This is a genomic window from Hymenobacter frigidus, from assembly GCF_014640435.1.
Classification (GTDB): Bacteria; Bacteroidota; Bacteroidia; order Cytophagales; family Hymenobacteraceae; genus Hymenobacter; species Hymenobacter frigidus.
Genome location: NZ_BMGY01000010.1, coordinates 1 through 23609, shown reverse-complemented (window position 1 = coordinate 23609; position 23609 = coordinate 1). Strand labels below are relative to the sequence as shown.

Here is a 23609-nt window from a genome sequence, read left to right as displayed (position 1 = left end):
ATCCATGAGCAAGATATTACGTCTCCACAGCGGGGGCAACGAGCAATACCGCGGCTGGCAGGAGTCGAACCAAATCACCAAAACGGTGATTGATGAGAACATTCTCGACCCGGCCGGGGGCAATGCCCGGCGCACGGCCACGGCCATTCCCACGCCATTTGGTCAGCTGCATCTGCTGAAGACGGCGTTTGAGTTCGCGGCCAAAAACCCGGCGGCCAATTCCATGTACCACCGCTTGGTGAGCCAGTGCTGGGACCTGCTCGAATTTATCTTCTACGCCAAGGACACCGATGCTTACCGCCTGCGCTTCGTGCCCTGGAAGCGGGCCGAGCAGCTGGAGCGCCTGCAAGCCAATCCGCGCACCGCCCTGCTGGGCCGTACCCTGGCCTTGTACCTGGCCGACGACCGCCACTTCGCGGGCGTCGAGTCGCTGTTTCTGATTTTTGCCGAGCACAAGAACGGGCAGGAGCGCCGTCTGCTGGGGGCTACTTCGCCCTTCACGCTGGTGTTTGCGCATCCGGCGTTGCAGGCGCTGCCAGTGGCCCGCAAGAACGGGCAGGGGCAGTATTTCGACCAGGCGGCGGTGCCGCTCAGCGCCCGTCCGGCTCCGTTTCTGGAGTATATCTACGGGCTGTTTACGGTGCGGCGGGAGCTGCGGGAGGCGTTTTTCGCTTCCAGCGTTTATGCCTACCTGCAAGCCCTGCCCGGTGGCAAGGAGCGGGTGAACCAGCTCGACCAACGGGGCCTGACGACGGAGGCCTTCCAGGCTCCCTACGAAGAGTGGCGCGACGATAACGGCAACCCGGTGGAGGTGCGCGGCATTCGGCTGGCGCGCCTCAGCCAGGCCCGGCAGGCGGCCAGCAGCGACTGGTTTGTCGTGCCCAACCCTGAGCTGCGCGCCGCCCACCCGCGCCTGCCGCTGGTGCTGCGCCCGGGCCTCGACCTGCGCCGCACGAACTACTTCGCCGGCACGCCCGGCGATGACACCTCTGTGGTGGGCTACGCGGCCCCCGCCGGCCATGAGAAGCTGGAGAGCCGCGAGCTGCCCGGTCTCGGCGAGCTGTACCCGTACCTGACGGTGAACGACTTCCTGGAAGACGTGCTGGTGGAAGTGCCCTTCGCCGTGAACCGCGACAAGTACCTCTTCGGCGAAGTGCAGGCCGAGCCCGGCCAGACGCTGGAGCAGCGGCCCTTCCGCTACCTGCTGCCGCTCAAGCGCGCGTATTTCGACTATTTCAAGCCCGAAGACCTGGCCCGCCAGCTGCGCCTGACGGTGTTTTCGAACCACGTGCAGGTCCAGCTCACCATCCCAGTGTCAGGTGGCAACGCGGTGGTTTATGAACGGCGCTACGCCCTGCCCGGACCTGGCCAGCCCGCCGAGCAGGCCGTGCCCTCGGCCCCCAGCCAAAGCGCCGACAAGCCCTACGGCGGCGGCCGCGTGAGCGCCCGCCTGCAAATTGGGGTGTTTCCGTTTTATAAGTTTGCCCCGCCGCTCGACCGCTATAACAACGCCTACTCGGTGATGCTGGCTGAGCAGAGCGAAACGGCCGCCGCGCCCGCGCAGCTGCGGTTTCTCACGTACTCGGCCACGGGCGGGCCGCAGGAGCTGGGCGCGGCCACGGGCGGCGCGCTACGCGGCGTGGTGGCCCGCACCCGGCAGGTGCGCTCGGCCTTGAGTCCGGCCAGCACCTACTACGAAGTGCGCGGCACGCATTTCGACCTGTTGGAAGTGAGCGTGCCCAGCGGCGGCGGCTACGGCAGCCCGGCCGCTACCGGCCTGCTCGCTCCCAACTGGCGCACCGATGTGGGCGGCACCACCCAGTTCACGTTTGCCGTGGACTTTGGCACCACCAACACCCACGTGGCCGTGGCCGCCGATGGCCACGTAGCCGAGCCGCTGACCATAGCCAACGAGCGCGAAATGCAAACCGTGCTGCTGAGCCAGCCCGAGCCGGTGGGCGACTACGACCTGCCCTCGCGCTACCAGGTGCGGGCTTTCCCACGGGCTTCGCTGCTGCAAAACCGGGAGTTTGTGCCGTCGTTCATCGGCATTCGGGGCGCTGAAACCAGTTTTCCCATTCGCACGGCTACCTGCGAAACGCCGCGTTTTGCCGCCGAGGGCGACCCGCTGCTGTTCGGCGATGCCAACATCGGCTTCTACCTCAGCCGCGACAGTGAGCTGTATAACCAGCCCGAAGACGGCCGCTACGAAACCAACCTGAAGTGGAACACCGACGGCGGGGCCAACACCGAAGCCGCCAAAAACCGGGTGCGCCTGTACTTCCGCGAATTGCTCCGGCTGCTGAAGCACAAGGCCGCGCTGAACGGCGGCGACCTGAACCTGGTGCGCCTGGTGTGGTCGTACCCGCTGAGCATGGACTACGGCGTGCAGGCGTTTTTTGAGCAGGTGTGGCAGCAGGAATACGAGCGCACGTTTGGCCGGGTGCCAGCCGACAAGCAGCTGGATAAGATTCCGGAGTCGCTGGCTCCGTACCTGTACCTGCGGAAAATCGGCAAAATCGTGCCCACGCAGGAAGACAGCGCCGTGAATATTGACATTGGCGGCGGCACTACCGATGTGCTGCTGCTCAATGGCTTGCAGCCCGCGGCCACGTTCTCGTTCCGCTTTGCCGGCGATGTGCTCTGGGGTGACTCGGGCCAGACCGGCTCCGATGGCCTGCGCCAGCACAACGGCCTGCTGTACTACTACGTGAGCCGCACGGCCCACACGCCCGTAAGCCCGCAGGCCGGCGAGGCGCGCAAGGTGTTCGTAGCCGCCCTAAAAAATCCCCGCGTGGGCTCGGCCGACCTCGTGAGCCTGCTCTTTAACTTCGATGAGCAGCTCAATTTCAGCCAGCACGTGCGCGAGGCGAAGCAAATGCGGGTGCTGCTGCTGCTGCACTACACGGCCATTCTCTACCACGTGGGCCAGGTGTGCCGCGCCAAGGGCCTCACGCAACTGCCGCGCCACGTCACGTTCAGCGGCAAGGGCAGCACGTATTTGCGTCTGCTTGATTTGAACGCCAACCTGAGCACCATCAAGAGGCTGGCCCAGCGGGTGCTGGAGTTTGCCAGCGGCCTGCAGGTGCCCGCCGACTTCTCACTGACCCTGGTGGACAACGCCAAGGAAGCTACCGCCAACGGCAGCGCCCTGCGCTGGGACGAGAGCGGCGGCCAGGAGTTGGAACGCACCATGCGCCAGACCAGCCGCGACAGCGGGGCCGAGCTGGGCGAAATGCTCGAAAAGCTGCAATTCGTGTTGCCCGGCCACGAGCAGTTCACCCCGGCCGAATTAACCGCCGCGCCCGCGCCCGACGCCGTGGCCCTCATCCGCCGCCCCGCGCTGCTGAGCGAGGCCGGCGACCTGCGCGAAGGCGTGCTGGCTAATGCCCGTCACCTGCTCGACTTCCTTACCCAGGACCGCGAAGACGGTGTGCAGGACCTGCTGGCCCGCCTCAACATTGAGCTGGATGCCGACTTCGTGCGCGACTTCCTCGCCAGCCGCTTCAAAGACAGCCTCAATACGGGCTACAACGCGCTAGTGGCCGCCAGCAAAAAGCCCGGCGACAAGCTGCCCGAATCCTTATTCTTCTTCGCTTTCCGCGACGCGCTGTTCAAGCTGTCGCAGGAGCTTTACCGGAAATACTATGGCGCGCAAACTGTGTAAACTCGTTCTGTTGGTGGGGTTGGGCCTTGCGGCCGAGCAGTCGTGGGCACAAGCACCGAGCAGCAAACCGGCCAAAGCCGTAGCAGCTAAAGTTTCAGCAGCTACGGCAGAGGAGGCGGCATCAATGGGCATTATCTGGGCTGCCACTGCTGAGTATGTGTTCGCATCTGACCCGGATTTGAAGCCACTGCTTTCAAAGTTGTCGCCGGTTACAAGCGCGGGTACCGTCGAAAAATTTAGGCAGGAGCTGAATAAAGCAGTACCATTAGAAGGTAGGACAAATAGAGACAGCCATGTTTTTATGTTTCAGACCAAAGTGTTTAATCCGATTCAGAAACAAGGGCTAGATAATGCGAATGCGTTGGTTACCGCTATTAAAAAGGCTTTGCTGGACACTCATCCAGAGCGTAAAAACGACCCTGGATACCAGTCGTTTGTAAGTCGGATTGAAGGGTTGGCAAATAATGGTTCTGCCGCTGCAAAATCAGGAGCAATCGCGGGTGCATCCCCAGAAGCACCCGCCAATAATGTGGGCCAGTCCCTGGCTGCTGGCCCGGCCGTGCCCGACCCGGTTCCGACTGATGACCTTGCCGCTACCGAAACCGCTACCGTAGCTGCCCCAATGGCCGCAACGCCGGCCGCGCCGGTTAGCAGCGGTGCGCCGGCCTGGGTGTCGTGGCTGGCGCTCATTTTGTCGGGTTTGAGCTTTACGGGCATGATGCTGTTGTTCCGAAAGCAGAACCAACCGGCTGCTGTGGCCGCGCCCGCTTTGCCGCCCGCCCCGCCGGAGCGCACCAGCCGCCAAAGCTCCAAGAAGGAGCCGACTGTGAGCTGGGACGAAATGCGCAAATTTGTGGAGCGGCAGATGGATGAGCGTTTGAACCCGGCCGTTGCGTCCGCCACCGCATTGGTCGCTAAGCCTGTCCTCACGGCGCCCGCGCCCGCCCCGCCCGTAGCGCCCGAGCCCGATGAGTTTGAGGCAATGCTTGCGCCGCTGCCCGCCCCCGGCCCGCGCCAGCGCACGCAGTACGCCAACGAAGCGCCGTTCAATAACTCCTTTCCGGCGCGCGCCCTGAGCGACCAGCCGGGCACCTACAGCATGTTTGCCATTGTGAGCAGCGAGCAGCAGCCCGAGCAGGGCTCCTTCGCTGTGACCGGCAACCTGGCCAGCCATGTGCGCGACCACCGCAGCGTGTTGGAGCCCGTGTGTGAGTACGTGGGCGGCTACCCGCTGGGCAGCGAGTCGCGCGTCATCACCGTGGAGCCCGGCCACGTGCGCCGTCGGGGCGACGACTGGGAAGTAGTACAGCGGGCCAAAGTGCGGTTTGAATAGTTGATTTTTTTGTTATGATGGAGGTTTTGGAGTGGTTGGTACTGGTCGTTATCATTGGGTTTCAGGCTCGGGCCTTCTGGCAGGGCCGGCAGGACAGTGCGCAGCTGGCGGCGCTGTTTCCGCCTGGCAGTGGCCTGCGCCTGACGCGCCACCAGGACGAGGTCACCGGCCAGCAGGTGGACGTGCTGTTGGTGGTAGGGGCCACACCCGAGTTTGAGGCGGTCATTCAGGACACCAACGCCTACCTGCTCAAAAACAAAGGCACCGCCGATTTCGATATCCTGCAAAGTATCGCCGAGCGCCGCGCCGTGGCCCTCGATTCGGAGGTGCAGTCGGGTACGTCGGCCCCGCTATTTATCGGGTTGATGGGCACATTTCTGGGGGCTATTCTAGGCTTGGCCGGCTTGCTGGCGGGCGGCGGCAAGTTTGATGAGGTGGGCATTCAGGGCTTTTTGCGGGGCGTGACGGTGGCCATGATTGGCAGCCTGATGGGCTTGGGGCTCACCCTGTGGGGCAACACGCTCTACAAGGCGGCCCGGCGGCAGAGCGAGCAGCGCCGCAACGACTACTGCACCTTTTTGCAGGTGCAGCTATTGCCCATTCTGCACTCCGACATGGCCGGCAGCCTCGGCACGCTCAAGGCGGTGCTCGACTCGTTCAACCAAGAGTTTCTAAGCAAGATTTACGAGTTTGGCCCCATCGTGGGGGCGCTGAACGCGAACATCACCGTGCAGAAAGATTTCCTCGCGGAGCTGCAGAAAGTAGGCTACACCGAGATGGCCAACGCCAGCATCCGGGTGTTCGATAAGGTGGCGGAAAGCGCGCATCACTTCGAGAATTTCCTGGGTTACCAGCAGGAACTGAACCAGACCCTGCGCAACGGCCAGCAGGTGGCCACCACGCTCACCAGTCTGCTGGGCCGCCTCACGGGCCTCGAAGAAGGCCTAAACCAGGTGCCGGCCCTGGTGCAGCAGCACGCGGGCACGGTGGAGTCGCAGCTGCGGTTCTTCCGCCAGAACCAGGCCGAAATGGACCGCCTGGCTCGGCAGGGCGAGGCGTTTATGGACGAGAGCTACCACAAGCTGGCCCAGGTGATGCGCCAGCGCATGGCCGTGCTCACCACCGAAGCCGACCAGGCCGCCGGCGTGCTCGAAGACCACTTCCGCAAGCTGAACAACGATAACGTGTACGAGCGCATCGTGCAGTATCTGAGCCCGTTTAGCGAAATGCCGGCCCAGCAGCGCCTGCTCAACCAGTTGCAGGAAAAGCAGGCTGCCCAAACCGCCCAGGCCCTGCAACGCCTCGAAGCACGCCTGGCCGCCGACCAGGCCCTGCAACAGGCCCTGGTGCAGCAGGTGACGCGCACCAACGCCGTGCAACAGGCCCTGGTGCAGCAGGTGACGCGCACCAACGCCGTGCTGGAGCTGCTTACCCAGCGCACCTGGCTCCAGAAAATGCTCGGTCTCCAGCCGAAAAATTAACCAGCCCGCCCCGTGAACCAGGACCGCAACAATTTTTTCTGGCCCAGCTACGTGGACCTGATGACGGCCTTATTTCTGGTCATGCTCGTGCTGTTCGTGCTCAGCTACAAGCAGTTTCAGGACAAGGAAGCCAGCCTGATTGCGGCCAAGGCCAAGCTGGAAGTGCAGCTGAAGGAAAAGCAGAAGCTCGACGAAATCAAGGAAGCCCTCAAGCGCCTGAGCGACGGCCGCAACTTCAGCTACAACCAGCAGTACAAGCGCTACGAGCTGAATTTTCCGGTCGAGTTCAAGCCCCAGCGCTACGACCTGCCCCCCGAGGCGCGGGCTCCGCTGGTGCAGGCCGGCCGCTTCCTGCTCGGCCAGATGCGGGCCCTGAAACGCGACGATGCCGTGCAGTACCTCATCGTGGTGGAGGGCCGGGCCGCCAAAAACCCCAATCTGCCTGACTCTGACCCCCGCAACGCCGACGGGGCCGAAGTGCGCCAGCTGAGCTACAACCGGGCCATGGAGGTCATTCGCCTGTGGGAAAGCGCCGGCCTGCGTTTTCCTGCCAACCTGGAGCTGGTGGCCGCCGGCAGCGGCTTCAAGGGCACCGGGCGCTACCGGGGGTTCCGCGAAGAAGCCAAAAACAAGCGCTTCATCATTCAGATTCAGCCCAAAATCGGCTCCCTGGGACAAGCAGCCGACACGAGTGCCGCCGTGGCCAGCCCGCCGCCCGCCGATTAGGCGACGTGGCCGGGCATCACTCAAACATGTTTTCGAGCATCTTTTCCTGTCGCAGAAACGTGATGCGGTAGTCCGCGTCGAACTTGACCCGCACCTGGGTACGCAGGCGCTGGTAGCGGCCCTTTGATACCCGAAACAGCCGGCAGGCCTCGCTGTAGGTGGCAGTGCGGCTGCCGTCCTGCACGGGCGCGCTCACCCGCAGGGTGCCGGGCTCCACTTGGTACACGGCTTTCTTATTGTCTGGAAAAAAAGTTTGGGTGATGGTGGTGTTGATTTGGGCGGGCGTGAGGTGCTGCTGAATGTAGAGGCGCTCCACCTGCGGGGCAAAGTAGTTTTCGGCGGCCAGGGGCGGGGCAAATAAGTCGGCATAGTAATCGGCCAGTACCGTGCGGATTTTTTGGGTCGCCTCGTCGTCGCCGGGCTCGGGCGCGGCCGGCACGGGGGCGGACACAGCTGCGGTAGCAGCGGCAGCGGGGCTATTTTCCGAGGCCGCAGCATCGGCTGATTCCTCCGGGGCCGAGTTCGGGTCCGGGTCCGGGGTTTCGTTCGAAGTGGCTTCCGTAGTGGCGGCGGCCAGGATGCTGGAATCGGTAGCGGGAATGGTGGGCGCGGCTTCCAGCACGGTTTCCGGCACCGCGACCACGGCGGTCGCAGGCTCGGGCGTGCGGGCCGGGGCCGCCTCTTCGGTGGGTGCGGGCTGCGGGCCGGTCAGGATTTCGCTGGGGTGACTTTGGTCTACGTACAAGTAGAGACCCACCCCGAGCAGGCCCACGCCGCCCAGCACGGCCAGGAGCGTCGTTAGGGCATTGCGTTGGGGCGGGGCATCCGGTTCTGGTTCCGGCTCCGGAAGCGGCGGCACGTAAACCGGCGCGGGCGCGGCGGGCGGTGCCGCCGGCGGCACAAGGACCCGGGCGGCTGCCACCGGCGGCGCTGCTAAGGTTGGTGGCAATGGGTTGGTTGCGGGTCGCCGTGGCAGCGGCAGCGCTCCGGTGGCAGCGACGGGCACCGGAGGCGGCAATGGCGCGGGTGGGGCGGGCAGTGGCGCGGGAACAACCGGCGGGCTCTCAAAAAGCGACAGCAGCGAGGGAAGTTCGGCGGGCTCAGCGGCCGGACTGATGCTGATGCGAGGTGCGGTGGGGGGAGCCGCTGGGGCCGCGCCTGCGCGCAGCTGGGCCGCGAGGGTGGCGAAAAGCTCCGGCGAAATGGCTTTGGCCCGTAAGGCCGCCTCTAGTTGCTGTAGCTCAGTAGGAGCAGCGTTGGGAGCTGAATCGTCGGGGCTGGTAGAGTTGTTGGTCATTGCCATAAAAATACGCGCTTACGCGCGCCGAAAGGAAAAATTCTATCAGTCAGGCAAAACCGGAATAGTGGGTGCGGTCTCTTTGGGTAGTGTAATAAGCTGCTGACTAAGAATAAGTTAGAATGCTTCGACAATAATAAGCCCTGACACCGTTGCGGGTATCAGGGCTTATCGCATTATTGGGTTGGTCGCGGAGAACAGGACGGATTACTTCGGCTGCGCCTGGTAATGACAGTCCCGCTCCGCCCGAACTAGAACCGGCGGTTGAGGCAGTTCAAATCCTCGAAGGCCTGCTTCAAACGGGCCATGAAGGTTTCTTCGCCTTTGCGCAGCCACACACGCGGGTCGTAGTACTTCTTGTTGGGCGAATCGGCCCCGGTGGGGTTGCCAATCTGGCCCTGCAGGAAGCCTTCGTTCTTCACGTAGTAATCCTTGATGCCTTCCCACAACGCCCACTGCAGGTCGGTGTCGATGTTCATCTTGATGGCGCCGTAGCTGATGGCTTCGCGGATTTCTTCCTGCGACGAGCCCGAGCCGCCGTGGAATACGAAGTCAATGGGCAGCACCTCGGCGATGTTGTGCTTCTGGCGCAGGAACTCCTGCGAGTTGTGCAGGATTTTGGGCTGCAGCTTCACGTTGCCGGGCTTGTACACGCCGTGCACGTTGCCGAACGCCGCCGCGATGGTGAAGCGTGGGCTGATGGCGCTCAGCTGCTCGTAGGCGTAGGCCACTTCCTCGGGCTGGGTGTAGAGCTTGGAGCTGTCCACGTCGGAGTTGTCCACGCCGTCTTCTTCGCCGCCGGTCACACCGAGCTCAATTTCGAGCGTCATGCCGATTTTGGCCATGCGTTCGAGGTAGCGCTTGCAGATTTCGATGTTCTCCTCAATCGGCTCTTCCGACAAGTCGAGCATGTGCGAGCTGTAGAGCGGCTGGCCGTGCGTCTGGTAGTATTTCTCGCCGGCATCGAGCAGGCCGTCAATCCAGGGCAGGAGCTTTTTGGCGGCGTGGTCGGTGTGCAGCACTACGGGCACATCGTAGAGCGCGGCCATGTGGTGGACGTGGTAGGCCCCCGAAATACCGCCCGCGATGCTGGCCCGCTGGCCGTCGTTGCTCACCGACTTGCCGGCGAAGAACTGCGCGCCGCCGTTCGAAAACTGAACCATCACCGGCGAGTTCACCGCTTTGGCGGTTTCGAGCACGGCGTTCACGGTGTTGGTGCCGGTCACGTTCACGGCGGGCAGCGCGTAGGCGTGGGCTTTGGCGTGCTGGAAGAGGGCCTGCACTTCGTCGCCGTGCAGCACGCCGGCCCGCAGGCCGGTAAGGGTTTGTTCAGCCATAATAAGGAGTTGTGCGGCAGGGCCGCGGTGGGCAAGGAAATGCAAGGGAAAGCCAAGCCCCCCAACGCGGGTGCTCGGGCCGCAAAGTACGGGCGGCGCTGCCTAACCTGAAAGTCCCGGGCCAAACGAGTGCCGCCGCGCCAGCCAAAATCCCCCGCGGCCGGGCAAAAAAAGAGGCTGACCGTTGCAGCGGTCAGCCTCGGGCTGCACAGTTCCCCCACATAATCCGTGTACTGGTCCAGCGTGCAACTCATCACGGACGTACTAAACGGCCAAACCCACCCAACGACTGCGCAACATCAGTTCAGCAGGTAGCCGCGTGGGGCTTGGCTATTGCAGCTAGAGCGGTTTTCTGGGCGTTGAACGGTCTGATGGGAACGGCGCGGTCTTGGAGCCGCGAAGGGTCGCGTCTCTACATGCTGTATACTAACCGAAAAACCGCTGTAATTGGCTCGTTGCCGCTGTCGCCTGTACCTTGGCGGCATGTCCGATTTTCGCCTTCGCGTATTCCAGGCCGTGGCCCAGCACCTGAGCTTCACCAAAGCCGCGCAAGGGCTGTTTATCACGCAGCCAGCCGTCACCAAGCACATTCGGGAGCTGGAAACCCAGTACGGCCAGCGCCTGCTGGCGCGGCGCGGCAACCGCGTGGCCCTCACCGAAGCGGGCCGGCTGCTGCAAGTCCACGCCGAAGCCGTGGCCGCCGCCGCCCAGCAACTCGAAGACCAGCTCCACGCCCTGCGCGACCCCGACGAAGCCGCCGGCCGTCTGCGCCTGGGAGCCAGCACCACGCTGGCCCAATACGTGCTGCCCGGCCTGCTGCCCGCCTTCCAGGCGCGCTACCCCAAGGTGCAGCTCTCGCTGCTCAACGCCAATTCGGAGCACATTGCCGAAGCCCTGCTGCGCGGCGAGCTGGACCTGGGCTTCGTGGAAGGCCGCTCGAAAAGCCGCGACCTGCACTACGAGCTGCTGCTGCCCGATGAGCTGGTGGCGGTGCGCCGCGCTACCCCGGCCGGGCCGGCCGTCCAACCGCTGCCGCTGGCCGAAGCCCTGGCCTGCCCGCTGGTACTGCGGGAGCGGGGCTCGGGTACGCTGGAAGTGCTGGAGTTTGCCCTGCGCGCCTTCAAAATCAAGCTCAGCGAGCTGCGGGTGGTGTTTTATTTCGACAATACCGAAGCCATCAAGGCCTACCTCGAAGCCTCGCCGACGGCGTTGGGCTTTGTCTCGCGCCGGGCCCTGGTGCGGGAGCTGGCCGCTGGAGCCTTGGAAATAGTGCCTGTAGCCGACCTGCATCTGCCCCGGCAATTCGAGGCCGTGTGGGTGCAGGGGCAACCGCTGTCGCGCCTGGCCCAGCGGTTTCTGACTTTCGCGCAGAGCCACTTTGTAACCACATTATAACTTCTGGTAATTCGGAATAACCTTTTGGGATTACTAAATGGAAGGGGAGAGCCGTAAATTTGAGGGACTTAAGCGTCCTTCTCGTATCTCATCCCGTTCTGTTCACACCCACGTCCGGTCCCGTCGCTACCAAGGCTGATAATCAGCCTGAAATCACCGGTTTCCGGCGGCATTTTCACGCGCCGCATATGGTGCTGGGGCGCCCGGTTACGTTGCGGCAAGTGGTGTTTGGGCTGCTGCTGGTGTTCTGCCTCACGCCGTGGGCTTCGCCGCCCGTGGCGCTGGCCCTGGGGCTGGTATTGGCGCAGGTGCTGGGCAATCCCTTCGTCGCGCAAACCAAAAAGCTCACGGCCAAGCTGCTGCAGTACTCAGTGGTTGGGCTGGGTTTCGGCATGAATGCGCACGCGGCGGTGGCGGCCGGCAAGGAGGGCGTTCTATTTACGGTAGTGTCTATTTTCGGCACCCTGATTTTGGGATATTTCGTGGGCAGGTGGTTGGGGCTGGGCCGCCATGTGGTGCACCTTATTTCTTGTGGCACTGCTATTTGCGGGGGCAGCGCCATTGCAGCAGTGGGGCCGGTGCTGCGGGCCAAGGACGAAGAAATATCGGTAGCGCTGGGCACGGTGTTCGTGCTCAATGCCATTGCGCTGTTTGCATTTCCGCCCATCGGCCACGCGCTGGCCATGACGCAGAACCAGTTTGGCCTCTGGTGCGCCATTGCCATTCATGATACGTCCTCAGTGGTGGGGGCGGCAGCGGCCTACGGCGACCAGGCCCTTCAAGTGGCCACCACCGTGAAGCTCGCCCGCGCCCTCTGGATTATCCCAATTTCCCTGGGCACGGCCCTGCTGTTCAAGCAGCAGGGCGTGAAAGTGAAACTGCCTTATTTCATCGTCGGCTTCATCCTGGCGATGCTGGTCAACACCTTTGTGCCGGCCGTGCGGCCCCTGGCTCCGTTGCTGGTGGCCCTGGCCAAAATCGGCCTGACGGTGACGCTGTTTTTCATCGGCGCGGGCTTATCGGCCGCCGTGCTGAAGGCGGTAGGGGCCCGGCCCTTTGTGCTGGGGGTGGTGCTGTGGGCGGTGATTTCGACGGCTTCGCTTTACGTGATTTTGCAAGCCGTATAGCCAAAAAGCCGGCTTGGGAGCTCCCAAGCCGGCTTTTTGCTGATATAATGAGCCTAAGCAACCATGGCCGTGCGGCACGCCTGCTCGCAACGGCGGCAAGCCTCGGCGCACTCCTTGCAATGCGGCATGTGGGCCGCGTGCTTCTCGCACTCGTCGCCGCAGATTTTACAGATTTCGGCGCATTCGCGCATCACGTGCTGGGCGTGCTCCGAATCGCGGGCCACGAAGCGGGCAGTCAGGGCACAGATGTCGGCGCAGTCGCGGTCGATACTGATGCAGCGGGCCATCATCTTCACATCCTCTTCTTTGAGGCAGGCGGTGGCGCAGTGCTCGCAGGCCGCGATGCAGGCGTTGAGGGCGTCGAGGAGGGCTTGGTTTTGGGTGTGCATGGGAAAGGAAGTTTAGTTTGAGCAAAACGATTAATGCCTTCTTAGCTAACGCACTTTTAACCGGTGGGTTCGGGTAGCATTCGGGCAAACAGCCCCTGTAATTCGGGCAATTTTAAACGCCGGGCCGCGCCGGATGAAGGTCGGTGGGCGGCGTCAGAGGCTGGGCGTCGAGTTCCTGGGGGTTAGCATCGAGGCTCACTTCGTTGTGGCCGCGACGGTACTGGGCCAGGGCGCGTTCGCCAAATAGCCAGAACACCACGGGCGTCACGATGATGTCGAGGAAGGTGGACGAGAGCAGGCCGCCGAGAATGACGGTAGCCACGGGGTACAGAATTTCCTTGCCCGGCGCGTCCTTGGCCAGCGTGAGCGGCACCAGGGCCAGGGCCGCCACCAGGGCCGTCATCAGCACGGGCACCAGGCGTTCGAGCGAGCCGCGAATTATCATGGGTTTGCCGAACTGCTCGCCCTCGTGCTCCACGAGGTGGATGTAGTGCGAAATCATCATGATGCCGTTGCGCGAGGCGATGCCGGTGAGCGTGATGAAGCCCACCAGCGAGGCGATGCTGAACGTGCCGCCCGTGAGCAGCACCGCCACCACCGAGCCAATGAGGGCCAGCGGAATGTTGAGCATAATCTGGGCCACCAGCAGCGGCGACTTGAAGTGCGAAAACAGCACCAGAAAGATGCCGGCCAGCGAAAACAGGCTCAGCCAGAGAATCTTGCTGGCGGCCGACTGCTGGCTCTCGAACTGGCCGCCGTAGGTGAGGTAGTAGCCGGCCGGCAGCTTCACTTGCTGCGCAATGCGGGCCTGCACCTCCTGCACGGTGCTGCCCAGGTCGCGGTCGGCCACGTTGAGCGAAACGGTGATGCGGCGCTGGGTGTTCTCGTGGTTCACGGTGTTGGGGCCGGGCTCGTAGCTCACGTCGGCCACCTGGCTCACGGGGATGAGGGCGCCGCTGGGCGTTTCGATGCGGGTGTTGGCGATGGTGGCCACGTCGCTGCGCTGCGCTTCGGGCAGCTTCACGATGAGGTCGAAGCGTTTCTGGCCGTCGAGTATCTGCGATACCACCTCGCCCTGAAACAGCGTTTGAAGCGTGGCCACTACCTGGCCGCGCTCCAACCCGTAGGCGCGCAACGCGGCGTCGCGGGGGCGCACCAGCAGCTGCGGAATCTGCACCTGCTTCTCCACTTGCAGGTCTACCACGCCGGGCACGGTGCTGGCGGCGTTGCGGATTTCGGTGGCGTAGCGGCGCAGTTCCAGCAAGTCATTGCCGAAAATCTTGATGGCCACCTGCGCCCGCACGCCACTCAGCAGGTGGTCGAGGCGGTGAGAAATGGGCTGGCCGATGTTCACGTTCACCCCCGAAATCAGCCCCAGCCGCTGGCGCAGGTCGGCCAGGATTTCGTCGCGGCTGCGCATGGTTCGGCCTTCCTTTTTCAACTCTTCTTCGGTTTTGAAGGCCACTTCAATTTCCGAGTTGTTCACCGATTCGGCGTGCTCGTCGAGCTCAGCGCGGCCGGTGCGGCGGGCCGTGTAGGCCACCTCTGGTATTTTCAGCATCTGCTGTTCGCCCAGGGTGCCGAGCTTGTTCGACTCGGCCAGGGAGGTGCCGGCCGGGGCCGAGAAGTTCACCGTGAGCGAGCCTTCGTTGAACGGCGGCAGAAACTCCGTGCCGAAGAAAGGCACCAGCGCGGCGGCCGCTACGAAGAGCAGCGCGGCAATGGCCACCACGGCCTTGGGGTGCAGCAGGCCCCAGTTGAGCAGGCGCGTGTCCCGGCCCTTGAGCCAGCGAATGAGCCGGCCCTCCTGCTCGGCCTCCCGGATTTGCTTCATGCGCGGCAGCAGGTAGTAGCACAGCACCGGCGTGACAGTGAGCGACACGAATAGCGAGGCCACGATGCTCGTGATGTAGGCAATGCCGAGCGGCGCGAAAATGCGGCCTTCCATGCCTTCCAGCGCAAACAGCGGCAGGAACACCAGCACCACAATAATGGTGGCGTACACGATGGAGTTGCGCACCTCGGAGCTGGCCGAATAGATGACTTGCAGCGCCGGTCGGGGCTGGGGCAGGGCCTGGTTTTCGCGCAGACGGCGAAATACGTTTTCCACGTCCACAATGGCATCGTCCACCAGCTCGCCAATGGCAATGGCCAGCCCGCCCAGCGTCATGGTATTGATGCTGATGCCGGCGGCCCGGAACACCAGCGCCGTGACGAGCAAGGACAACGGAATGGCCACCAGCGAGATAAATGTGGTGCGTACGTTCAGTAGGAAGGCAAACAGCACGATGACGACCAGGATGGCCCCGTCGCGCAGGGCATCTTCCACGTTGGAAATCGAAGACTCAATAAAGTCGGCCTGCTTGAACAGGCGGGTGTTCACCTGCACGTCCTTTGGCAGCGAGGGCTGCAGCTCCGTCAGGGCTTTTTCCACGGTTTCGGTGAGGCCCACGGTGGCGGCGCCGGGCTGCTTTTCGATGCTGAGAATGACGGCCGGCTTGCCGTTCACGCTGCCGTCGCCGCGTTTGAAGCGGGCCCCGAAGGCCACGGTGGCCACCTGCTTCACGGTGATGGGCGAGTTCTCGCGGTACCCGACGATGATGTTCTCAATATCCGCCACCGAGCGCAGCCGGCCCAGGTTGCGGATGAGGACTTCGGAGCCGTTGCGGTCAAAAAAGTTGCCGGTAGTATTGAGGTTGGAGCGGCGCAGGGCCTCTTCCACCTGCGTAATGGTCACGCCCACGGCATTGAGGCGCGGCATGTCGAGCAGCACCTGGTACTGCAGGTTATCGCCGCCGATGGGAATGACCTGGGCCACGCCGGGAATGCTGAGCAGCCGCTGCCGTACGGTGTAGTTGGCCAGGGTGCGCAAGTCGGCCGCGGTGGTAACCTCACCTCCCGACCCCCTCTCCAAAAGAGAGGAGGAGCTTGGCGAATTGGCTCCAGCCGGGGTATTATTTTTAATTTTTAATCCTTCATTTTTAATTGAAACCGACATGCCCACCAGCATAATCTGGCCCATGACCGATGAAATAGGCCCCAGCACCGGCGTGACGCCCGTGGGCAGCTGCTCACCCACGGTTTGCAGCTTCTCGGCCACAATCTGGCGGGCCGTGAAAATATCGGTGCCGTAATCGAACTCCACGAACACCAGCCCCAGGCCGATGGCGGAGTTGGAGCGCACCGCAGAAACGCCGGTGGCCCCGTTCAGGGCCGTTTCAACGGGAAGCGTGACCAAGGCCTCCACTTCCTCGGGCGCCATGCCCGGCGATTCCAGGAATACCGTGACGCGGGGCCGGTCGAGGTCGGGCAGCACGTCGACCGGCAGCTGGCGGGCCGTGTAGGTGCCGGCAATGAGCAGGCCCGCCGCGAAGGCCAGCAGGAGCAGCCGGTTCTGCAGGGCAAAGCGGATGATTTTATCAAGCATTCCGCTACTGGTTCAGGTAAATGGACTTCAATTGGTAGGTGCCCACGGTCACCACCCGGTCGTTTTCGTTCACGGTGCCCCCAAGCAGCACGGTCTGTTCGCCGTTGGCCGGGCCGGGCTGCACGTAGTGAATTTTGAAGATTTCGGGGTCGGTGTGCACAAATACCACGGGCTTGCCATTGAGGTCGGTGAGGGCGGAGGTTGGCACCACCAATTGCTTGGGGCCATTGCCGGCCTGGCCCAGCACCTGCACGTTCACGGCCTGGCCGGCGCGAAAGGTGTTGCTCACCGTGCCATCCAACTCCAGGATGAGCTGGCGGGCCTGGTTCACGGGGTTCACCACGTTGCTGAACACCACCAACCGGGCGGCTGCGCTGCCTGCCTGGCCCTGCAAACCCTCGACCCGAAACTGCGCGCCGGGCGTGACTTTGGCCAAATCCTGGGCAAACACCTCGGCCGTGACGCGCAGCTTGCCGGGGTTCAGCACCCGGAACAGCTCGTCGCCCTGGGTCACTTGCTGGCCCACGGCGAGGTTGAACACGTCCACCGTGCCGCTGATGGGCGAGGTGATAGTAACGCGGCGGCGGCTGGCCTGGCCGTTGTAGATGTCCGCGTTTTGGCGGGCCTGGCGGAGGCGCAATTCGGCGGCCACTACGTCTTTGCGGGCGGCGATGTCGGCGATGGTTTGCAGGCGGGCGTAGTCCTGCCGGGCGGCGCGCAGCTCGGCCTGGGCGTTGGCCCGCTCGGTGCTAAGGCCGATTTGCTGGGTGGCGTCCAGGGTTTGGTCGACCACGGCCAGGGCCTGGCCGGCGCGCACGGCCTGCCCCACCCGCGCCGAGAGGCTGACGATGCGCCCGGTCTGGGGTACCACCACCCGGCCCTCGCCGCCGGCCGCCGAAGACACGGTGCCGTAGAGTGTGAGGCGGTTGTAAGTGGCCGAGTAGCTGGCCAGCGCCGTGCGCACCCCAAACAGAAACTGGCTTTCTTTGGGCAGGGCCACGGCATCAATCAGCCCCGTGCCGGCGGCGGGCTGGGCCCCGCCGCCGTGGTCTTCGCCGCCGTGGGCCAGCAGGCTGGTGGGCGGCGGCAGCAGCACGGTGAGCACCGCCACCACGGCGGCTATTGCAGCGAGGAACTTAGGCGCGGTTTTCATAAACGGGGGGCGTAGCGATGGAAACAGGGGCGGCCGCGCGGCGGCGCAGTAGCAGCACCGTGAGCAGGATGCCCAGGGCGAAAGCGCCAACGAGGGCCAGAATGGTTTTCCAGGAGGAGAAAAGCGAGGTGGCCGCCGCCAGCGGGCCGGGGGGCGCGGGTAGTTTCCTGCCCACTTCCAGGCCCTGCAGCAGCAGCAAATCAGCCTGCGACCCGGCCACGATGTTGACGGCGAGGCTGTATTTCTTGTTCTCGGGGAAATTCCCTTCCACCAGATAGCTGCCGGCTTCCAGCTCCGATACGGCGAACTTGAGCGCCGGGGCCTCGGGGCAGCTCACGGTGAGCTTGGCTCCTTTGATGGGGGCGTTGGTGGCGTAGTCTGACACGAACAGCCGCAGGTCGGCATCCTGGGCTTTTTCGAGGGGCTCGAACCGCAGCAGCAGCTCGAACTTTTCGGACAAGGCCGCCACCGAAAACGTGGTGGGGAAAGCGCCGCCGGAAGATTTGGCGGTTCCGCCGTGGTCCTCGCCGCCGTGAGCGCGGGCCGCGCCACCTGGCAGCAGGGCCAGCAGCAGGAGCAGCAGCGTAACGTGAAGGGATTGTCTCATAAGCTGGAATAATTACTGGCCGCGGAGGTAGTTGAGCTCGGTGATGGCCTGCCGGTAGTCGCGGATAGTGGCCAGGTAGTTATTCTGAATCGTAAAAGCCTGGTTGAGACTCTGAATCAAGACCAAATAGCTGATTTCGCCGGCCCGAAACAGCCGCTGCGACTGGCTGATGATGGCCGTGGACTGCGGCAGCCCGGTTTGCTCGAAATAAGTGAGCGAGGCCGCAAACTTGCGGGTGTCGGCTAGGGCCTGCTGGTACTGGGTGCCCAGCTCCAGCTGCTGCACCTGCGCCTGGGCCTGCGCCGCTTTGGTACGGGCCGTGGCCGCCTGCAATTGCGAGCGGTAAGTCCAGAAATAAATCGGGACCGACACGCCTAACTGCAGCCGGTACCGGTAGGGCGAATCGGCGAAGCCCTGGTTCTGGTAGCCCACCGTGACGGCCGGCGTGCGCCGGGCCCGCACCAGGCTGATGCCCGACTGGCTCAGGTCCACACTCTGGGCGTAGTAGGCCAGCGTGGGGCTGCCGGCCAGCGCGGCGCTGTCCCGGGTGGGCAGGCCGCCGAGCAGTTCCATGCCGGTGCGCGCCAGCTCCACGCCGGTCCCGCGCAGGTCGGTGCCGGTGGTCAGGTCGGCATCGGGCTGGCCCAGCAGCAGGCCCAGGCGGCGCTGGGCCGAGCGGCGGTCCACCACGGCCTGGGCCAGCTGGTTGGCTACCTGGCGGGCTTCGGCTTCGGTGCTGATGCGCTGCAGGGAAGTGACCTCACCGGCCTTAAAGAGGCGGTCGGTGGCAATTTGGAGGGTGCGAAACAGGCTGTCCTGGAAGGTGAGCTGGCGCACTTGGGCTTCGCTCACTTGCAGAGCCAGGTAGGCCAGGCGTACGTCGCGGCGCACGGTGGCGCGGTTCACATCGAGGCCGCGCTCAGCCAAGGTGATGCCGGCCCGGGCAGTGCGCGCCTGCTGCCGGTACACGGTCGGGAAGTCGATGGTTTGCACCACGCCCGGCGCCCACTGCGCGCCGGTGGGCGCCGAGAAGAGAAAATCGGGGTTGCGCAGCGAGAAGCTGCCGCGCTTCAGGGCCCGCTGCTCCTCAATTTCCTGGGTGGACTGGCGCAGGCGCGGGTGCCGGCGCAGGGCCTGCGCCTCGGCGCTGTCGGGGCGCACGATAAGCTGCTGGGCCCCGGCCGGAACGCTGAAAACCAGCAGCAGCAACGCCCCCCAGCCCGGTAGGAAATTAAAAATTAAAAATGAACAATTAAAAATGACCCTTCTCATGCTGCAACCCCCATTTTTTAATTTTTAATTCTCCATTTTTAATTTTCAATTCCCCCAGCTATCCTTTCTTAACCAGCGCCATTTCGCAGGTTGGGCACTTGCCAGGCTTGTTGCTGGTGCTGCCTTTGCAGCCCATGGGGCACTCGTACACGGCTGCGGTGCCGCTCATTGGGCCGCCGTTTTTCGCCTGCCAGGCCTTGAACTGCCGGATTTCCTTTTCCTGGGCCGTTATCATCTGTTGGGCCATTTCCTTGAGCTTGGTGTCGCGGCCGTGGGCCAGCTCGGCCTTGGCCATGTCCACGGCGCTCTGGTGGTGGGCCACCATCATGGCGGCGTAGTCCGTGTCCACGTTGCCGCTGGGCTGGCCCATGCTCATCATGCCGGCCATCGAGGTTTTCATTTTGCTCGTGAAGGGGTCGGCCGCGTCCTGGGGCTTGTAGTTGGAGGGCGCGCCGTCGAGCCGGGTGGCAATGGCTTCGAGGGCCTGCAGCTCCTGTTTCTGGTCGGCGCTGATTTTTTCAGCCATGGCGCGCAGCGTAGCGTCCTTGCCTTCCTTGAGCTCGAGGGCCGACATCTCCACCGCGCCTTGGTGGTGGGCCATCATCATGTGGGCAAAATCGTGGTCGGTGTTGCCGGCTGGCTTGAACGCGTCCATGTTTTTCATCATGGTGTTCATGGCGGCCATCATGCCCGAAGCGCCGGCGGTGCTGCCGTGGTCCATGCCCGAATGGTCCATGCCGGCCATGCCCGCGGCCGAATCAGCCGGCGCGGCAGCTTCGGTGGAAGTCGTGGTCGTGGTGGTTTCCGTGGTCTTGTTGCTGTCGCAGCTGCTCAAAAGGCCGGTGGCGAGGCACAGGGAAGCGAGGAAAAAAACAGATTTTTTCATGGGTTTGAGGATGAAATGTGAGCGGTAAAAAAATGGCGTTACGCCTTGACGTTAACGGTGAAATTACCGGTGTGAATGGTGCCGGCGTGGTTGAATTGCAGGAATACCCGGTACAGGCCGGGGGCTTCGAAGTTGGTGTTGAAACCGATGTTGGGGCCCTTGTCGGCCTGGTCGTTGGGGTGCACGTGCAGGTAGCGCTCGGTGTCTTCGCTGATGACCACGACGTGGCCCAGCGCGCCGAGGTAGTTATCGAGGTCCGTTACGGGCTGGCCGCCCTTGGTGAGGTTGATTTTCATGGCCAGCAGCTGGCCCACTTTCAAAGCCTTATCGAAGGAGAGTGTGGCCTGATAGCCGTCCTGGCTCCACTGCATCTGGTCCTGGCCGAACTTGACGGGCGTGTACTTCGGGCCCTGCACCGATACTGGCTGGCGGCCGAGCTGGTGGCCGCTGCCATCGGGTGTGTAGTCCTGAAACAGCACGTAGTCGCCGCCTTTGGCGAAGGTGAACGGCACGCGGTAATTACCCTCGGCGGTGTACTCAGGGTGCTCGTGGTAAAAAGTCGACAGGTCTTTACGCACGATGATGAGGTGGATTTTCTTCTCGTGCACCACGGCCAGCGGCACCGGCGCTTGCTCGTTGCCCACCTCCTGGGGGGTGTAAGTGAGGGTGGCGGGCTGGCCGGCCACCAGCTGCATGGGCTTCGGCTCGAACCTCATCTGGTAAGTTTTGCCGTTGCTCACTTGGTCGTTATGCACCAGGGCCATGCCGCATTTAGGGCATTTTTCGCCCTCCTTGGTGCTGGTGACCTCGGGGTGCATGGGGCAGGCGTAGGTGTGGCCGTTGGCGTGGCCGGCAGTGCTATCGGCGGCGGTGCCAGTGGGCGTGGTCACGGTGTCGGTGGCGCTGCTCGACGAATCCGAAGAGCAGCTGGCGGTGCTGAGCAGGCTGGCGGCGGCCAGCAGGGAAATAAGAAAACGATTCATTGACAAAGAAAAATAGACTTGAAAAAAGTGGGGTTGGCAGGCCGGTTTACAACAATTCATAACTGCTGTGAATGGAAAACCCGGAAGTAGAAAAGGGGAGCTGGCCAGCTAAAAGCGGCGCGACGGGCAAACGAAAAGGCTCGCCCCGGACATAGCAGAGCCATGCCGGCGCGAGCCTGAGCGCGTCGGAAGAATCAGACAGTCAGCGACTGAATGAAAATACGGATGTCGGGAATTTTGGGGGGCAGATATTGCCGGGGCACCAGCTGCACCGGCAGCGTGCGGTGCCATTGGCCCACCAGGGGCCGGAAGTGGAAGCTCAACGGTGCGGGCAGCAGGGCTGGTGCTTCTGCCAATGCTTTGGCCGCCGCGCCATCGAGCGTCGCCACCAGCGAAGCCGCTTTTTTACGGCAGCAGTCGTCGGCCCCGGATGAGTGCTTCTGATGGGAGGCACCCGCTGGTCCAGTGGCCATGCGAGCAGCTTTTTTAGCGGCAGCTGCCCGGCAGCAGGCGTGGCCGGGGGCCATGGGCGCGGGCTTGGCGGCTGCGCTGGTTCCCGGCTTCGCGCCAGCAGCCTGGCGCAGGCTTGCGCAGTAGCACTGGCCCGCCAACACGTTGACGAAGACGAGCAGGAAGCTCGTCGCCAGCAAACGGCGGAAAGGGAACAGACTACGGAACATACCAGACCGGATTAAACACGGACGGCCGCAAAACTAGAACATTCTTTTTTGGCGGCCGAATCATTCTTCTACCTATTCAAGCACGTATTAGTTCAGGTAGTGCTTGTATCAGTCTGTGGTTTTCACCGTTTATTAATTGATTTTCAGCTGATTTTATTAGCATCCAGAGGCCCGGCAGAATAAAGCCAAGTAACGGTATGACAAAATTATGCAAGCCCTGAGCGTGATTTTATGAATCCGAAGCCAGCGGGTTTAACGAGTCAAATTATACGCATCTGCCGCCGGATTCCGTACCATTATCGCTTGCTGGCCGCCGTTCCTTTGTACCGTCTTACTGCGCTGCCGCTTGATAGCCCGAGATACTTTGAGCCAATGAAGCCCTTGCTACTATACTCCCGACTACCACCGATACCTAAACCGCGACCCTCGACATTGAGGGCATAACCTGCGCCTCCTGCGCGTCGGCCGTGACGGATTTCCTGGCCGCTACTGGCCCTACCGGGGCGGCCCGTCAAACGGCCAGCTCCGTGTCCTCATCGAGCGGCGTGCAGGAAGTTGACATCATCATGAAGGGTGGCTACTCGCCCGATGTAATTGAGGTAGAGCGCGGCAAACCCGTGCAGCTGCGCTTCTACCGCGATGAGGAAAACAGCCGCTCCGAAGAGCTGCTGATGCCCGACTTCAGCATCCGGCGCGACCTGCCGGCGTTCCAGACTACGCTGGTGGAGCTGCTGCTCCAGCAGGCCGGCACCTTTGTGTTTACCTGCGGCATGGGCATGCTGCGCGGCAGTCTGGTGGTGAAATAATCGAGTTTAACACCTTGCAACCTGCCGCCGGCAGAGCGGACTTGCTTGCTACAGATTGCATAAAAATAGCCCCTCAGCAGATTGCTGAGGGGCTATTTGTGGTCGTGTAAGGAGTCGAACCTTAAACCTTCTGATTCGTAGTCAGATGCTCTATCCAATTGAGCTACACAACCGCTTTCCCGTGTTGGGAGTGCAAAGGTAAGGATAGAAAAACGGGCTTTACAAGCCTGCTGCGTGTTTTTCGCTAATAAACTTTTGTTTTTGGCGCAAGCTACTCATAATCAAGGGTGCTTTAGTGCTTCGGTGGTGCCTTTGCTGAGGGCGCGTTTCAGCGCGTGGTTGAAGATGTAATAGAGCCCGAAGAACGAAACGACTACCAGGCCCAGCAACAGGAGCTTGCCGGTGGTACCGGTACCCGGGTCTTTGAGCAGCGTGAAAACATCCTGTGCCTTGGTGCCGAGCCAGTAGAAAAACAAGCTGCGCGGCAGCATGCCCGCCACCGAGGCCAGCAGAAACGGCCAGCGCCGCACCCCCATAATGGCCAGAATAAAGGTCATGAGGGCAAAGGGCGTGACGGGCGACACTCGGGTGAGGAAAATTAGCTGCCAACTGTCGGTTTTCAACTCCTTCATCACGGCATCGGCTTTGGGAAAGTGACTGATAAAGGCTGTCATTTTGCCGTGGTCGAGGGTGGCGGCTATTTGGTAGCCGAGCAGGGCGGCCAGGGCGTAAGCTATGACCATGCCCGGAAAGCCGCTCCAGCCTAGGTAGAAGCCCGTTATGAGTACTACGGCCGTGGTGTTGACCAGCGAAAACGCCATGGCCACGCCCACAATCACGAAATAGAGCAAGCTCTGCGCCGTGGTAAGGTTCTCCAGAAACTGCTGGTTGCGGTAGAGCACGAAGGTGAGCGACGAACTGCCCACCAAGGGCACCGCCACCAGCAGGAGCATGGACAGCAGGGTGGAGAAGTTTTTTTCCTATGTTCAGACACGACCTCTTAATTTAGGTCAATGAAGGAAAGGAGTGGAGTAAGATTCTAA

Annotated in this window: 18 protein-coding genes and 1 tRNA gene; 7 read left to right on the top strand and 12 right to left on the bottom strand. The window is 62.8% G+C overall.

Annotated features, from left to right (window positions below; genetic code table 11):
* The first annotated feature begins 4 nt into the window (after window positions 1-4).
* From IEW17_RS07255 to IEW17_RS07240, 4 genes are all read left to right on the top strand, one after another.
* Window positions 5-3667: a hypothetical protein gene (locus IEW17_RS07255; protein WP_188561374.1), complete on the top strand. Its 3663-nt coding sequence runs from the start codon at window positions 5-7 to the stop codon at window positions 3665-3667.
* A gap of 529 nt (window positions 3668-4196) precedes the next feature.
* On the top strand, window positions 4197-5000 hold the full coding sequence (locus IEW17_RS07250; protein ID WP_188561373.1) for a hypothetical protein: 804 nt from the start codon (window positions 4197-4199) through the stop codon (window positions 4998-5000).
* A 14-nt stretch (window positions 5001-5014) separates the two neighbouring features.
* Window positions 5015-6481: a hypothetical protein gene (locus tag IEW17_RS07245; RefSeq protein WP_188561372.1), complete on the top strand. Its 1467-nt coding sequence runs from the start codon at window positions 5015-5017 to the stop codon at window positions 6479-6481.
* 12 nt (window positions 6482-6493) lie between these two features.
* Window positions 6494-7207, top strand: coding sequence for an OmpA family protein (locus IEW17_RS07240; RefSeq protein ID WP_188561371.1), 714 nt, complete (start codon window positions 6494-6496; stop codon window positions 7205-7207).
* A gap of 16 nt (window positions 7208-7223) precedes the next feature.
* On the opposite strand, the gene IEW17_RS07235 is transcribed toward IEW17_RS07240, so the two are convergent.
* Both IEW17_RS07235 and fbaA read right to left on the bottom strand, forming a co-directional pair.
* Window positions 7224-8504 (bottom strand): RodZ family helix-turn-helix domain-containing protein, encoded by a 1281-nt coding sequence (locus tag IEW17_RS07235; protein WP_188561370.1) that lies wholly within the window; start codon window positions 8502-8504, stop codon window positions 7224-7226.
* A 251-nt stretch (window positions 8505-8755) separates the two neighbouring features.
* Window positions 8756-9841, bottom strand: coding sequence for a class II fructose-bisphosphate aldolase (fbaA, locus tag IEW17_RS07230; RefSeq protein ID WP_188561369.1), 1086 nt, complete (start codon window positions 9839-9841; stop codon window positions 8756-8758).
* 483 nt (window positions 9842-10324) lie between these two features.
* Here fbaA and IEW17_RS07225 point away from each other — a divergent pair, with 483 nt between their 5' ends.
* Both IEW17_RS07225 and IEW17_RS07220 read left to right on the top strand, forming a co-directional pair.
* On the top strand, window positions 10325-11236 hold the full coding sequence (locus IEW17_RS07225; RefSeq protein ID WP_188561368.1) for a LysR substrate-binding domain-containing protein: 912 nt from the start codon (window positions 10325-10327) through the stop codon (window positions 11234-11236).
* Window positions 11237-11424: 188 nt separating this feature from the next.
* On the top strand, window positions 11425-12363 hold the full coding sequence (locus IEW17_RS07220) for a YeiH family protein (protein WP_188561367.1): 939 nt from the start codon (window positions 11425-11427) through the stop codon (window positions 12361-12363).
* Window positions 12364-12416: 53 nt separating this feature from the next.
* Here the strand turns inward: IEW17_RS07220 and IEW17_RS07215 are convergent, their stop codons facing one another.
* From IEW17_RS07215 to IEW17_RS07180, 8 genes are all read right to left on the bottom strand, one after another.
* Entirely contained in the window at window positions 12417-12752 is a 336-nt protein-coding gene (locus tag IEW17_RS07215; RefSeq protein ID WP_188561366.1) for a four-helix bundle copper-binding protein, read from the bottom strand.
* 112 nt (window positions 12753-12864) lie between these two features.
* A complete protein-coding gene (locus tag IEW17_RS07210; RefSeq protein ID WP_188561365.1) occupies window positions 12865-16179 on the bottom strand; it encodes an efflux RND transporter permease subunit in 3315 nt (1104 codons plus the stop codon).
* A 4-nt stretch (window positions 16180-16183) separates the two neighbouring features.
* Window positions 16184-17332 carry an efflux RND transporter periplasmic adaptor subunit gene (locus IEW17_RS07205; RefSeq protein WP_188561364.1) on the bottom strand — a complete coding sequence of 383 codons (1149 nt, stop codon included), beginning with the start codon at window positions 17330-17332 and terminating at the stop codon, window positions 16184-16186.
* Window positions 17316-17939 carry a hypothetical protein gene (locus IEW17_RS07200; protein WP_188561363.1) on the bottom strand — a complete coding sequence of 208 codons (624 nt, stop codon included), beginning with the start codon at window positions 17937-17939 and terminating at the stop codon, window positions 17316-17318. Before IEW17_RS07200 ends, IEW17_RS07205 begins: the two co-directional genes overlap by 17 nt.
* Before the next feature lie 12 nt (window positions 17940-17951).
* A complete protein-coding gene (locus IEW17_RS07195) occupies window positions 17952-19148 on the bottom strand; it encodes a TolC family protein (protein WP_188561362.1) in 1197 nt (398 codons plus the stop codon).
* A gap of 121 nt (window positions 19149-19269) precedes the next feature.
* The gene (locus IEW17_RS07190) at window positions 19270-20097 is read right to left on the bottom strand and encodes a DUF305 domain-containing protein (RefSeq protein ID WP_188561361.1); all 828 of its coding nucleotides are present in this window, start codon (window positions 20095-20097) and stop codon (window positions 19270-19272) included.
* Between the two features lie 38 nt (window positions 20098-20135).
* Window positions 20136-21080, bottom strand: coding sequence for a DUF8832 domain-containing protein (locus IEW17_RS07185; protein WP_188561360.1), 945 nt, complete (start codon window positions 21078-21080; stop codon window positions 20136-20138).
* Window positions 21081-21274: 194 nt separating this feature from the next.
* A complete protein-coding gene (locus tag IEW17_RS07180) occupies window positions 21275-21760 on the bottom strand; it encodes a hypothetical protein (RefSeq protein ID WP_188561359.1) in 486 nt (161 codons plus the stop codon).
* Window positions 21761-22227: 467 nt separating this feature from the next.
* On the opposite strand from IEW17_RS07180, the gene IEW17_RS07175 reads away from it, so the two are divergent.
* Window positions 22228-22566 carry a cupredoxin domain-containing protein gene (locus IEW17_RS07175; protein WP_229748860.1) on the top strand — a complete coding sequence of 113 codons (339 nt, stop codon included), beginning with the start codon at window positions 22228-22230 and terminating at the stop codon, window positions 22564-22566.
* Between the two features lie 99 nt (window positions 22567-22665).
* On the opposite strand, the gene IEW17_RS07170 is transcribed toward IEW17_RS07175, so the two are convergent.
* Both IEW17_RS07170 and IEW17_RS07165 read right to left on the bottom strand, forming a co-directional pair.
* Window positions 22666-22739 (bottom strand) — tRNA-Arg (locus IEW17_RS07170).
* 108 nt (window positions 22740-22847) lie between these two features.
* A complete protein-coding gene (locus IEW17_RS07165; RefSeq protein WP_188561358.1) occupies window positions 22848-23519 on the bottom strand; it encodes a TVP38/TMEM64 family protein in 672 nt (223 codons plus the stop codon).
* Window positions 23520-23609: the final 90 nt, after the last annotated feature.

What these genes read in the sequence shown, in the direction of transcription:
- IEW17_RS07255 (WP_188561374.1), top strand. Translation starts at nt 5, where the DNA reads ATGAGCAAGATATTACGTCTCCACAGCGGGGGCAACGAGCAATACCGC.
- IEW17_RS07245 (WP_188561372.1), top strand. Translation starts at nt 5,015, where the DNA reads ATGATGGAGGTTTTGGAGTGGTTGGTACTGGTCGTTATCATTGGGTTT.
- IEW17_RS07235 (WP_188561370.1), bottom strand. Translation starts at nt 8,504, where the DNA reads ATGACCAACAACTCTACCAGCCCCGACGATTCAGCTCCCAACGCTGCT.
- fbaA (WP_188561369.1), bottom strand. Translation starts at nt 9,841, where the DNA reads ATGGCTGAACAAACCCTTACCGGCCTGCGGGCCGGCGTGCTGCACGGC.
- IEW17_RS07225 (WP_188561368.1), top strand. Translation starts at nt 10,325, where the DNA reads ATGTCCGATTTTCGCCTTCGCGTATTCCAGGCCGTGGCCCAGCACCTG.
- IEW17_RS07220 (WP_188561367.1), top strand. Translation starts at nt 11,425, where the DNA reads ATGGTGCTGGGGCGCCCGGTTACGTTGCGGCAAGTGGTGTTTGGGCTG.
- IEW17_RS07215 (WP_188561366.1), bottom strand. Translation starts at nt 12,752, where the DNA reads ATGCACACCCAAAACCAAGCCCTCCTCGACGCCCTCAACGCCTGCATC.
- IEW17_RS07210 (WP_188561365.1), bottom strand. Translation starts at nt 16,179, where the DNA reads ATGCTTGATAAAATCATCCGCTTTGCCCTGCAGAACCGGCTGCTCCTG.
- IEW17_RS07205 (WP_188561364.1), bottom strand. Translation starts at nt 17,332, where the DNA reads ATGAAAACCGCGCCTAAGTTCCTCGCTGCAATAGCCGCCGTGGTGGCG.
- IEW17_RS07200 (WP_188561363.1), bottom strand. Translation starts at nt 17,939, where the DNA reads ATGAGACAATCCCTTCACGTTACGCTGCTGCTCCTGCTGCTGGCCCTG.
- IEW17_RS07190 (WP_188561361.1), bottom strand. Translation starts at nt 20,097, where the DNA reads ATGAAAAAATCTGTTTTTTTCCTCGCTTCCCTGTGCCTCGCCACCGGC.
- IEW17_RS07185 (WP_188561360.1), bottom strand. Translation starts at nt 21,080, where the DNA reads ATGAATCGTTTTCTTATTTCCCTGCTGGCCGCCGCCAGCCTGCTCAGC.
- IEW17_RS07180 (WP_188561359.1), bottom strand. Translation starts at nt 21,760, where the DNA reads ATGTTCCGTAGTCTGTTCCCTTTCCGCCGTTTGCTGGCGACGAGCTTC.
- IEW17_RS07165 (WP_188561358.1), bottom strand. Translation starts at nt 23,519, where the DNA reads ATGCTCCTGCTGGTGGCGGTGCCCTTGGTGGGCAGTTCGTCGCTCACC.